This window comes from Phyllobacterium endophyticum (assembly GCF_003010935.1).
Lineage (GTDB): Bacteria > Pseudomonadota > Alphaproteobacteria > Rhizobiales > Rhizobiaceae > Phyllobacterium > Phyllobacterium endophyticum.
Window position 1 is genome coordinate 19,244 of the sequence record NZ_PGGN01000001.1, and the last position, 12,151, is coordinate 31,394.

General features: G+C 56.2%; 11 protein-coding genes. 3 read left to right on the forward strand and 8 right to left on the reverse strand.

What is annotated here, in order from left to right:
• Window positions 1-168: 168 nt before the first annotated feature.
• Window positions 169-2,076: a propionyl-CoA synthetase gene (locus CU100_RS00130; protein WP_106714554.1), complete on the reverse strand. Its 1,908-nt coding sequence runs from the start codon at window positions 2,074-2,076 to the stop codon at window positions 169-171.
• Between the two features lie 123 nt (window positions 2,077-2,199).
• On the opposite strand from CU100_RS00130, the gene CU100_RS26665 reads away from it, so the two are divergent.
• On the forward strand, window positions 2,200-2,361 hold the full coding sequence (locus tag CU100_RS26665; protein ID WP_170113701.1) for a hypothetical protein: 162 nt from the start codon (window positions 2,200-2,202) through the stop codon (window positions 2,359-2,361).
• Here the strand turns inward: CU100_RS26665 and CU100_RS00135 are convergent.
• The 5 genes from CU100_RS00135 to tkt form a co-directional block, all read right to left on the reverse strand.
• Complete coding sequence (locus CU100_RS00135; RefSeq protein ID WP_106714555.1) at window positions 2,358-3,107, reverse strand: SGNH/GDSL hydrolase family protein; 750 nt, start codon at window positions 3,105-3,107, stop codon at window positions 2,358-2,360. The genes CU100_RS26665 and CU100_RS00135 overlap by 4 nt on opposite strands.
• A 182-nt stretch (window positions 3,108-3,289) precedes the next feature.
• Window positions 3,290-4,315: a class I fructose-bisphosphate aldolase gene (locus CU100_RS00140; RefSeq protein ID WP_106714556.1), complete on the reverse strand. Its 1,026-nt coding sequence runs from the start codon at window positions 4,313-4,315 to the stop codon at window positions 3,290-3,292.
• Between the two features lie 141 nt (window positions 4,316-4,456).
• On the reverse strand, window positions 4,457-5,653 hold the full coding sequence (locus tag CU100_RS00145) for a phosphoglycerate kinase (RefSeq protein ID WP_106714557.1): 1,197 nt from the start codon (window positions 5,651-5,653) through the stop codon (window positions 4,457-4,459).
• Between the two features lie 96 nt (window positions 5,654-5,749).
• Window positions 5,750-6,757 (reverse strand): type I glyceraldehyde-3-phosphate dehydrogenase, encoded by a 1,008-nt coding sequence (gene gap, locus CU100_RS00150; protein WP_106714558.1) that lies wholly within the window; start codon window positions 6,755-6,757, stop codon window positions 5,750-5,752.
• A 58-nt stretch (window positions 6,758-6,815) separates the two neighbouring features.
• Window positions 6,816-8,801 (reverse strand): transketolase, encoded by a 1,986-nt coding sequence (gene tkt, locus CU100_RS00155; protein ID WP_106714559.1) that lies wholly within the window; start codon window positions 8,799-8,801, stop codon window positions 6,816-6,818.
• 294 nt (window positions 8,802-9,095) lie between these two features.
• Between tkt and CU100_RS00160 the strand changes: the two genes are divergently transcribed.
• Window positions 9,096-9,368 (forward strand): DUF4164 domain-containing protein, encoded by a 273-nt coding sequence (locus CU100_RS00160; RefSeq protein ID WP_106714560.1) that lies wholly within the window; start codon window positions 9,096-9,098, stop codon window positions 9,366-9,368.
• Window positions 9,369-9,398: 30 nt separating this feature from the next.
• The gene (locus tag CU100_RS00165; protein ID WP_106714561.1) at window positions 9,399-9,764 is read left to right on the forward strand and encodes a cell division protein ZapA; all 366 of its coding nucleotides are present in this window, start codon (window positions 9,399-9,401) and stop codon (window positions 9,762-9,764) included.
• Here CU100_RS00165 and CU100_RS00170 read toward each other — a convergent pair.
• Together CU100_RS00170 and CU100_RS00180 are read right to left on the reverse strand one after the other, a co-directional pair.
• Window positions 9,761-11,575 (reverse strand): ABC-F family ATP-binding cassette domain-containing protein, encoded by a 1,815-nt coding sequence (locus CU100_RS00170; RefSeq protein WP_106714562.1) that lies wholly within the window; start codon window positions 11,573-11,575, stop codon window positions 9,761-9,763. The genes CU100_RS00165 and CU100_RS00170 overlap by 4 nt on opposite strands.
• A gap of 138 nt (window positions 11,576-11,713) precedes the next feature.
• Window positions 11,714-12,031 (reverse strand): glycine zipper 2TM domain-containing protein, encoded by a 318-nt coding sequence (locus CU100_RS00180; RefSeq protein ID WP_106714564.1) that lies wholly within the window; start codon window positions 12,029-12,031, stop codon window positions 11,714-11,716.
• Window positions 12,032-12,151: the final 120 nt, after the last annotated feature.

Consider the following 12,151-nt stretch of genomic DNA (forward strand, 5'->3'; position numbering starts at 1 on the left):
CCGTACGCAATTCATCACGATACGCCACGAACTCCGAAAACAATCGCCTGAACGTGCGAACAATGCCAAAATCAACGTAAGTCATAACCCTGTCTCCTTTTGACTACGGAGACACTATCGCATACCCCTCCTGACAACCTTCTGTCAGGAGCATGTCATGAGGTCCTATTAGTTTCTAACGCCGATGCCGTGACTGTTGAGGACCACCTTGATCTCGTCGAGGATCGCGGGATCGTCGATCGTGGCAGGCATGTTCCATACCTCCTCGTCGGCAATCTTCTGCATTGTGCCTCGAAGTATTTTGCCGGAGCGCGTTTTTGGCAGACGTTTTACCGTCAGTGCCGTCTTGAAAGCCGCGATCGGTCCGATCTTCTCACGAATTAGCGCGACGCAATCGCGTTCGATCTCAAGCTCGTTACGCGTCACGCCGGATTTCAGCACGATAAACCCGCAGGGCACCTGCCCTTTCAGATGGTCGGAGATGCCGATCACGGCACATTCGGCTACATCCGGGTGACTAGAGAGCACCTCTTCCATTGCTCCGGTCGAGAGCCGGTGGCCGGCAACATTGATGATATCGTCCGTGCGGCTCATGATGTAGATGTAGCCGTCTTCATCGATGATTCCCGCATCGGCTGTCTTGTAGTAGCCGGGAAACTCCGTGATGTATGCCTCACGAAAGCGCTGGTCGGCATTCCATAGAGTCGGCAGGCAAGCTGGGGGCAGCGGCAGTTTCACGACGATATTGCCGAGTTCACCTCGCTTCACCGGATGCCCCGCGTCATCGAGCACCTGCACGTCATAGCCCGGCATCGGCACCGTCGGTGAGCCGTATTTGACCGGCAGCATTCCCAGTCCGGCGGGATTGGCCGCCATCGGCCAGCCACTTTCGGTCTGCCACCAATGATCGATTACCGGGACGCCGAGCTTCTCCTCCGCCCATTTGATTGTATCCGTGTCGGCACGTTCGCCGGCAAGGAACAGATACTTCAGCGACGATAGATCGTATTTGCCTATGAACTCGCCCTTGGGGTCTTCTTTTTTGATGGCGCGGAAAGCGGTCGGAGCGGTGAATAACACCCGGACCTTGTGTTCCGACACGACCCGCCAGAATGCGCCTGCATCGAGCGTACCGACGGGTTTCCCCTCGTAGAGAATGCTTGTAGCGCCGATGAATAGCGGTGCATAGGCGATATAGGAATGGCCCACCGCCCATCCTATGTCCGACGCTGCCCAGAACACGTCGCCCGGCCTTGTGTCGTAAATCGCACCCATGGACCATGCGAGCGCTACGAGATGCCCGCCATTGTCACGCACAACTCCCTTGGGCTGTCCGGTCGTGCCAGAAGTATAGAGGATGTACAGCGGATCCGTTGCCTTCAGCGCGGCGCACGGCACCTTGCGTCCTGCCGCGGCGTTGACGGCTTGCGCATAGTCCAAATCGCGGCCCTCGACGAGCTCGTGCGGTTGTTGCGGACGAATGAGAATCAGACAGGCGCTGACTTTGTGTGTGGCTTGCTCGATCGCCTTGTCGAGCATTGGCCTGTAGGCGACCACTCGTCCCGGTTCCAGCCCGCAGGAGGTCGCAATGATCATTACCGGCCTGGCGTCATCGATGCGGGTTGCCAGTTCATGCGCAGCGAAACCGCCAAATACCACGGAATGTACGGCGCCTATGCGAGCGCAGGCGAGCATAGCCACAACGGCTTCCGGCACCATCGCCATGTAGATGATTATACGATCACCCTTTTTGACGCCTTTGTCTGTCAGAACGGCAGCCAGAGCATTGATGTCGTTCAATAGCCCGCCGTAAGTGATCTTGCGTTGGCTGCCCGTCACTGCACTATCATGAACAAGCGCAAGCTGTTCACCGCGCCCCTGCGCCACATGACGATCCACGGCATTGTAGCAAGTGTTGCACTCGGCGCCCGCATACCAGCGGCCGTAGGGGCCGTCATTTGCGTCGAAAACCTTCTCCCACGGCCGAAGCCAATCGATTGCTACTGCGGCATGGGCCCAAAATGCCTCCGGGTCGGATTTCCAATCCCGATAGACCTCTTCGTAACGTGATATCATGCATTGCCTCCCGGCTCAGAGCATCCCTAATAGCGGCGCCAGAGTCAAAGGCGGAATTGACAATTCCAACCGGATCGACCACTGCTCAATCTCTCCGACCGTTCGTGCAGGCATACTGGCAAAATGACGAAGATCCTGCCGTTCGTACTGATCTTGATGATGGCGCTTCACATCGTAAGGCCGCTCGGTTGGCCGGGGTTGAAGAAGCGCGGTGATTTCTGGAAGATCGCCGTGGGGGCACTGCTGGCGATGTTCATCGTTGGCGTAATGCGTCATGCGGGTTAGGAGATCACCCGGCCATCTTCCGTATCCGGCAGGTTGAGCACATAAGGCACAAGATGTTTTGCCCAAGCGTCGTATCCTAACGCCGAGGCATGGAATCCGTCACTGGAAAATCCTTCCGGCCCCTCTACTGGAAGACGTGTTGCGGGCGTCGCCATACGTTCACGGCATAGCCGCTCACCCAGCCTGTTGATCGCATCCGCACGTGCCTCAAGGATGCGGCCGAGCAATGGCGGCATGGCTGGCATGTCGCGAAAATCGATCACCTTGGACCATACTATATGAGCCTCGGGCCATTTTGCTTTCAGTGCATAGAGCAATCCGCCAAACTCACGTTTGAATCGCGGCAACGAATGGAAGTTCTTGGCATCGTTCGTGCCAACGGCAAGGACAATATGAGTCCAGAAGCCGCGCTCCAGATTGGGAACGACGTGATCGCGCAATTGCCCCGACGTGGCGGAATTAAAACCAGCAGCACGCCAGATGATCTTGCGCCCAGTCCGCCCCTGCAGGTGCACGGCAAGCCGCACGCACAATCCCTGCCAGGCGTCGGTCGTGCCGACCCCCACCGCCGAGGAATCCCCTAGTACAAGCAACCTGATTGCCGGATCCTTACCTGCAATCTCGCCGGTCGGAAGACCGCCGGGTGGAAGCATTCGCTCCGTCCTCAATCGCACGCCGACACCTTGCCAGGCATAGACCGGGTAGAGCAGCCAACTGACAAGCGGATGAATAGGCGAAAATTTCATTAGCAGGCAAATACCTCCCTTGCTATTCATGCATTCGCCTGAATGCATGAACGCTACAATAACATACTGGATTTCCACGCATAAATGTTTCCGCTGTGAATCACGGCGGGCAAATGCGCGCAAAAAACCCGGACTGATTCCACAGCCCGGGCCCATGAGATACGCTTTTGAATAAAAAACGCTTAAGCTGCTTGCTCGAGATCCTTTTTCCATCCACCTGTTGCGGCAAGACTGTTCATCCTCGCACGGTGGATAAAGGCGCGCTGGCCCGCCGCAACGTTTTCCGGTTTGCCATTCCAGGCGCCCAGAGCAGCCGCTTGTAGTGCACGGCCGTAGGAGAACGAGAGCTTCCATGGCAACGTATGACCGGCATTCATCGCGGAAAGGTGCGCCGTAGCTTCTTCGTCATTCTGGCCGCCAGACAGGAAGGTGATGCCCGGAACAGCTGAAGGTACTGTTGATTTCAACAGCCGCACGGTTTGTTCGGCCACCTGCTCAACCGAAGCCCTGCGGGCATTCTTGCCGTCGATCACCATATTGGGCTTCAAGATCATGCCTTCCAGCACAACACGCGCATCATAGAGCTCATCGAAAACCGTCTTCAGAACCCATTGCGTAACTTCGTAGCAGCGCTCGATCGAATGGGTGGCGGGCTTGCCGTCCATCAGAACTTCCGGCTCGACGATAGGCACGATACCTTGTTCCTGACAGAGCGCTGCATAGCGAGCAAGCGCCTGTGCATTCTGTTTGACTGCACCCCAGGTCGGAATCCCATCCGCAATCCCGATGACGCCGCGCCACTTGGCGAAACGTGCGCCGAGCCGATAGTACTCGCCAAGCCGCTCCCGCAACCCGTCCAGACCTTCGGTGATCGTTTCATCAGGGAAGCCCGCTAGCGGCTTCGCACCGGCGTCGACCTTGATACCTGGTATACATCCAGCGTTCTGAAGGATTGTCACGAAGGGCGTTCCATCCTTGGCATTCTGGCGAATGGTTTCGTCATAAAGAATGACCCCGGAGATGAAATCCTTCATCGCCTCATCAGAACGGAACAGCATCTCGCGATAGTCCCGCCGGCTGTCGGCTGTCGATTCAAGTCCTATCGTATCGAAACGCTTCTTGATTGTTCCCGTGCTCTCATCAGCAGCAAGCAATCCCTTGCCATCGGCAACCATTGCAATCGCGATATCTTCCAGGCGTTCGCTCATTAGTTGTACAACTCCATTTTCCCACATCGTGGGCCATAGCAGAAGCAACCGACAAACGGAACTATACACCAACTTATTGAAACGATTGAAATTTTTTCAACCGATTTAACGCGATAACATTTTCTGTTGTTCGTTAATCGTCTACCGCTTCCTTAAAGCGTCGACGCCCGGGAGGGGTTTGCCCTCCATCCATTCGAGAAACGCGCCGCCCGCCGTCGACACGTAACTGAAATCGTCTGCAACGCCCGCGTGATTGAGAGCTGCAACGGTATCGCCGCCGCCGGCAACCGAGACGAGGTGGCCCGCTTTTGTCCGCTCCGCCACATGACGCGCAGCGGCAACCGTCGCCCGATCGAACGGGTGCAATTCGAAAGCGCCAAGCGGTCCATTCCACACCAGTGTGGAAGCATCGTCGATCGCACCCTTGATGCGCTCGATTGATTGAGGACCGACGTCGAGGATCATTCCGTCATCGGGAATAGCATCAAGACCATAGGCGTGGAACGGTGCATTGGCCTCAAAATGCCAGGCAACGATTGCATCGACAGGTAGGATGATCGTGCAATTGGCGGCATTTGCTTTCGCCATAATTTCGCGGGCTGTACTGGCGAGATCGTGCTCACACAGCGATTTGCCGACCTTCACCCCTTGGGCAGCAAGAAACGTATTGGCCATACCGCCACCGATAACCAGCGCATCGACCTTTTGGACGAGGTTACCCAGAAGTTCGAGCTTGGACGAGACCTTGGCACCGCCGACAATTGCGACCACCGGACGCTTTGGATTGCCAAGTCCTTTTTCCAGCGCCTGCAGTTCGGCCTGCATCGTACGGCCGGCATAGGCGGGAAGCCGTCTTGCAAGTCCTTCCGTGGAGGCATGGGCGCGGTGCGCAGCTGAGAACGCGTCATTGACATAGATATCGCCAAGCGTAGCCAAAGCTTCCACATGGGCTTGGTCGTTCCTTTCCTCGCCCTTGTGAAACCGCGTATTTTCCAGCAGAAGTATATCGCCATTTTCGAGCTTGGCGGCCGCGTCCGCAGCAGCCGCTCCAATGCTGTCTTCAGCGAATTGGACATTGTGTCCGATGACCTTCGACACCGCCTGTGCTATCGGCTTCAGCGAGAATTCAGGCGCAGGACCACCTTTCGGCCGCCCGAAATGCGCCAGTAGAATGACTTTGGCGCCTTTCTTCGACAATTCAAGAATGGTTGGTGCTATCCGGTCGATACGCGTTGCATCGGTGACTTCCCCATTTGCAACCGGAACATTCAGGTCGACGCGTACAAGCACGCGTTTCCCGGTGACATCGGCATCATCTAACGTCTTGAAAACAGTCATGGTCGCACCTCGCCTGATAGTCGTAGCATCTCGGGCCCGCGATTATCTCCCCCGTACGGGAAAGATAATTCGCATCGGGCTGCGCAAATATGATTCTTAAATCACTTTGCCGAAAGCGACGGCCGTATCGGCCATACGGTTCGAGAAGCCCCACTCGTTGTCATACCAGGACAGTATCCGCACGAAAGTGCCGTCCATGACCTTGGTTTGATCCATGTGGAAGATCGAGGAATGAGAGTCGTGATTGAAGTCGATCGAGACATTTGGCTCGTTGGTATATCCGAGTATGCCCTTAAGCTTGCCGTCGGACGCCGACTTGATGGCATCATTGATTTCGGCAACCGTCGTGGTGCGCTTGGCGATGAATTTGAAATCCACTACGGAGACATTGGGTGTCGGAACGCGGATTGCGGTGCCGTCGAGCTTGCCATTGAGTTCCGGCAGAACGAGACCAACGGCCTTGGCAGCGCCCGTCGACGTCGGGATCATCGAGAGCGCGGCAGCGCGTCCGCGATAGAGATCCTTGTGCATTGTATCGAGCGTCGGCTGGTCGCCTGTGTAGCTGTGAATGGTTGTCATGAAGCCTTTTTCGATGCCTACGGCTTCGTTGAGGATGTAGGCAACCGGGGCAAGACAGTTCGTCGTGCAGGAAGCGTTGGAGATGACCATATGGTCTTTGGTCAGCTTGTGATCATTGACGCCGAAGACGACTGTCAGGTCGGCACCGTCAGCAGGTGCCGAAACGATGACCCGCTTCGCGCCGGCTTCCAGATGAGCAGCGGCCTTGTCGCGCGCAGTGAAGATGCCGGTGCACTCAAGCGCGATATCGACGTTCAATTCTTTCCAGGGCAATTCAACCGGATTTCGCACAGCGGTGACCTTGATCGGTCCGCGCCCAACATTGATCGTGTCTCCATCAACCGTCACGGTTCCCGGAAACCGGCCATGAACGCTGTCATAGCGCATCAAATGGGCATTGGTCTCGACCGGACCTAGATCATTGATCGCCACGACTTCTATGTCGGTACGGCCAGATTCCACAATGGCGCGAAGAACGTTGCGGCCGATGCGGCCGAATCCGTTGATTGCAACGCGAACTGTCATTTGTATTGTCTCCCTGGGTTTTGGGGCCCTTGAACGAATTATGCAGGAATTGGCTGGACTATTTCAACTTCGCTTCCGCCGCTGCGACGATATGGTTCGCTGTGATGCCGAAATGCTCGTACAGCGCCTCGATAGGGCCGCTGGCGCCAAATCCGGTCATCCCGACGAAGATACCGTCCGTGCCAATGAAGCGGTCCCAACCCATGCGAATGGCAGCCTCGACTGCAACCTTCACTGGAGCGTCGCCCAGAAGGACGCGCTTGTATTCATCGCTCGTCTGCTCGAAAAGTTCAAAACAGGGAACGGAAACAACCCGCGTCGGATGTCCGTCTTGTTCCAGTTGCAGGCGGGCTGCAAGAGCAATCTCAACTTCCGAGCCGGTGGCGAAGATCGTGACTTCGGCCTTGCCGCTCGCCGCTGCGAGCTCATAGGCTCCGTAGGCGCACCTGTTCTCTTCAACATGTTCGGTGCGCACCGTTGGCAAGTTCTGGCGTGTAAGCGCAATTGTTGATGGCGTCTTGCGCGACTTCAGCGCCAGCTCCCAGCACTCTGCAGTTTCGACCACATCGGCGGGCCGGAATACCATATTGTTCGGAATAGCGCGCAGGGCCGCCAGATGCTCGACCGGCTGATGCGTTGGACCATCTTCCCCCAGCCCTATCGAGTCGTGTGTCATGACATAGACGACGCGAATGCCCATGAGGCTCGAGAGCCGCATCGCGCCACGCGCGTAGTCGGAGAACGTCAAGAACGTGCCGGAATAGGGAATGAGGCCGCCATGCAGCGCGATGCCATTCATTGCCGCCGCCATGCCGTGCTCGCGGATGCCGTAATGCACATAGCGCTGCCCGTAATCCTCAGGCGTGATATTGGTTGTCTGGCTCGTCTTTGTGTTGTTTGAGCCAGTCAGATCGGCTGAACCGCCGATCGTTTCCGGTATGACTCCGTTGATGACTTCAAGCACCATCTCGGAAGCCTTGCGGGTGGCAACCTTTGGCTTGTCTTCGGAAAGCTTCTTTTTGTAGGCGGAAATAGTTGCTTCGAAATTATCCGGCAAATCACCGCTCAAACGGCGATTCCACTCGGAACGGATGTTGGGATCGGCTTCGGCCAAGCGCTCTTCCCAAGCCTTGTGTTCCTCATTGGAACGCTGGCCTGCGGCACGCCACTCATCGAGAATGTCGGCAGGAACAACGAAAGGTTCTGAAGTCCAGCCGAGCGCCTTCCGCGCACCCGCAAGCTCTTCGGCACCCAACGGCGAACCGTGAACCTTGTTTGTGCCTGCCTTTGTCGGCGCACCGAAACCTATCGTGGTCTTGCAGGCAATGAATGTTGGCTTGTCGGATTTCTTTGCTTTCTCTATCGCAGCAGCAATCGCATCCTGGTCATGACCGTCTACGCTTATGGAATTCCAGCCGGAGGCTTCAACTCGCGCACACTGATCGGTGTTGTCTGCGAGGGACACAGGCCCGTCGATCGAGATATTATTGTGGTCCCAGAAGACGATCAGCTTGTTGAGCCGCAGATGACCGGCGAGTGCGATCGCCTCCTGGCTGATGCCTTCCATCAAACAGCCATCGCCAACGATGACATAAGTGTGGTGGTCGACCAAATCGTCACCGAAATGGGCATTCATGATGCGCTCGGACAATGCCATGCCCACTGAATTTGCAAGACCCTGACCGAGTGGCCCGGTTGTCGTCTCGATACCTGCCGCATGGCCATATTCCGGATGACCGGCTGTCCGCGAACCGAGCTGCCGGAAGTTCTCGATCTGGTCGATCGTCATGTCCTCGTAACCTGTGAGGTAAAGAAGCGAGTAGAGCAGCATCGAGCCATGACCGGCTGAAAGCACGAAACGGTCGCGATCAGGCCAGTGTGGCGCCTTGGGATCAAACTTGAGGAAGCGCGTAAAAAGCACGGTCGCAATATCAGCTGCGCCCATGGGAAGACCGGGATGACCGGAATTGGCTTTTTCCACCGCATCCGCCGAAAGGAAGCGGATTGCATTGGCCATTTGGTTGGATTTCTCGGAATTGGTCATGTTCACCGTCTTTCGAAGAGGAAAGGAGATGCCGTCTCTGGATGCCGGTCAGACGATATCCAAAAGGCACGCGACACATAGCAGGTGTCTTCAGGGAGTCAACAAAACCTAGGGCAAAATGGTCCCCTCGACAAACAGGTCTTTCGTCGCACAAGATTATTATCGGTGCATGACTGAACCATGAGGGCCGGGATTGATTGACGCGGCGTTGATGTAACCCTTAGACTCTCCAAGATAAGCTGTTCTTCTTTTTGCGATTCGTTTAAAAAGATTGACACATGGGGAAGCGTTGAAATGGCATCGGAAGCCACCCTCAAACAGGTTCTTGAAAGACTAGCAAAAGCTTTGACCTCGCTCGAGGATGCGGTGGACGCACGACTGGAGCACGAAGGCGACTTTGCCGAGGCCGAAGAAGAAGTGCAGCGCATGAATATGGACCGACGTAAGTTGGCCCAGGAACTCGATGCGTCGGAAGGACGGGCCGAGCGCCTAGAAGCGGCAAACAAGGAAGTTTCTCGCCGCCTGGTGGCCGCGATGGAATCCATCCGCACCGTCCTTGACCGCTAAGAACAGAATAAACCCGGGAAGAAACGAACCATGGCCACGGTAACAGTCACGATCGACGGCAAAGCCTACAGGATGGCCTGCGATGAGGGCCAGGAACAGCACCTGACAGGGCTCGCGGAACGTTTCGACCGCTATGTCACACATTTAAAGTCTTCTTTTGGCGAGATAGGCGATCTGCGCCTAACCGTCATGGCAGGTATCATGGTCATGGACGAGCTCAGCGAATCGCAGATGCGGGTCAAGGGGCTCGAAAATGAGGCCGAAGCGCTGCGCAAGAGCCGCGACGAAGCCTTGGCCAAGGCCGATAACAATGACGCTGCCATAACCGGGGTGCTTTCCGAGGTAACGACCCGTATCGAGACGCTTGCAACGAAGCTTGCGCCAAAGGCGAATTAGTTTTCCAGTTCCTCGCGCAGCAGTTCAAGTTCCAGCCATTCATGCTCGCAGGTCTCGAGGCTCTGCCGTTTCTTCGTTATTTCTTCGACTGTTGTGTTGAAAAGCGCCGCATTTCTCGCGAAAAGCTCCGGATCGGCCAGCATCTTCTCGAGCACGGCAATCTCGCCGTGCAGTGTTTCGATCTTTGCTGGCAAAGTTTCCAGTGCATATTTTTGCTTGTAGGAAAGCTTGCGCTTTTCCTCGCGGTTGGTCGGGACTGCTTTTTCTGCAAGGCCGTTCACCGGCTTCGAATTCTTCAATTCTGCGCGGGTTGCGAGCGCAGCCTCCTTGCGTTGTGCCAGCATATCTGTGTATCCGCCGGCATATTCCAGCCAGCGGCCGTCACCTTCGGGCGCAATGACCGAAGTCACTGTACGGTCGAGAAAATCACGATCATGGCTGACGAGCAGAACAGTGCCGGCAAATCCAGCTACGAGCTCCTGCAGAAGGTCAAGCGTTTCCATGTCAAGATCGTTGGTCGGCTCATCGAGTACCAGAAGATTGGCAGGTCGCGCCAGAACGCGTGCGAGCATAAGCCTCGCTCGTTCACCGCCGGAAATTTCGCGAATGGGAGTGCGCAATTGTTCGGGCTGGAATAGGAAGTCCTTCATGTAGGATGCGACGTGCCTCTGCTCGCCGTTGACAATGACATTCTCCCCCCTTCCGTCTGTCAGATAATCCGCCAGCGTCTGCTCGAGGTTCAGGCTGTCGCGCTTCTGGTCGAGAATGGCGATCTCAAGATTGGTGCCCAGCTTGACGAAGCCGCTGTCCGGCTTGAGCATGCCGGTTAGCATCGACAGCAATGTGGTCTTGCCAGCACCGTTTGGCCCAACGAAGCCAACACAATTTCCACGTTGTACTCGTGTTGAAAAGTCTTTCACCAGCACCCGATCGCCGTAGGCTTTGACGAGATGCTCCGCCTCGATTACCAGCTTACCCGACTCTCTTGCATCGCTGGCCTTCAGAACGGCCTTGCCTTGGGCTCCGCGATGATTGCGGAACTCGCTGCGCATGGATTGCAGATCACCGAGCCGTCGCATGTTACGTTTGCGCCGTGCCGTTACGCCATATCGCAGCCAATGCTCCTCCCGCACGATCTGACGTCCGAGCTTGTGCAGATCGCGCTCCTCTTCCTCAAGCACCTTGTCTCGCCATTCCTCGAATGCACCGAAGCCCTGGTCAAGTCGCTTTGTAACCCCCCGATCGAGCCAGATCGTCGAGCGGCTGACATTTTCGAGGAAACGCCTGTCATGGGAGATTACTACAATCGCGGAGCGCACCTGGCGTAATTCGCTTTCAAGCCATTCGATCGTCGTTAGATCAAGGTGGTTTGTGGGTTCATCAAGCAGCAGAACATCCGGTTGCGGGGCAAGAACCTTGGCCAACGCGGCGCGGCGCGTTTCACCGCCTGAAAGATTGCCCGGCTCTTCCTCTCCCGTCAGACCCAGATGTTCAAGGAGGTACGAGACTCTATAGACATCATCGGCAGGCCCAAGTCCCGCTTCGACATAGGCGCGCACATTCGCATAGCCATCCATATCAGGAGCCTGCGCCAGGTAGCGTACCGTAACGCCCGGATGCTTGAACACCTCGCCATCCGTGGGTGCAACGAAACCAGCGGCGATTTTCAATAGGGTCGACTTACCCGATCCATTGCGACCAACGAGCGCAATTCTATCGTTTTCGCTGACGGAAATGGCCGCATCGACCAACAGCGGTGTTCCGCCAAATGTCAACGCTATCTGGTCTAGACGAAGAAGTGGGGGAGCCATGCAGGTTTACAGTTCTGGATATTGAAGCCGCGATCGAAGTCGCCGTGCTTTTCGGCGAGATTGTCGCCAGTGTCAAATGACATGAAATAAAACAGGCCGGAATCTCCGGCCTGTTTGCATTCACTCGGCCGACTGCAGTCAATAACCGCCGCCACCATTGCCCTCACAGGGAGCCTCATAAATTGATCCGTCACGGCGTTGATAACGGCAGTAGTTGCCGCTTTGGCCTCTCGGAGTGGTAGCCGTTCCGATCGCTGCGCCAAGGAGCGCGCCGCCAGCTGCACCCACAACAGTGCTCTTTGTATCGCGTCCAAGAGCCTGACCAGCCAGCGCACCAACGCCACCCCCGATCAAGGCGCCCGTACCGGCACGTTGATTTTGTTCGCTCGTTGCGCAGCCAGCAACAGACACAGCCAGAAGCGTGGAAACCACAATAGCGGTCAAACGAATGTTCATCTTAAAATCCTCTCACATCGATATAATAAGCAACAAACTCTGCGGAGCTAATGCGGCAGAAGAAAGATCGCTGGTCGCTGTTAGCCTGAGCCCTTGGAAAATAAAAGCAGGCCGGAAATT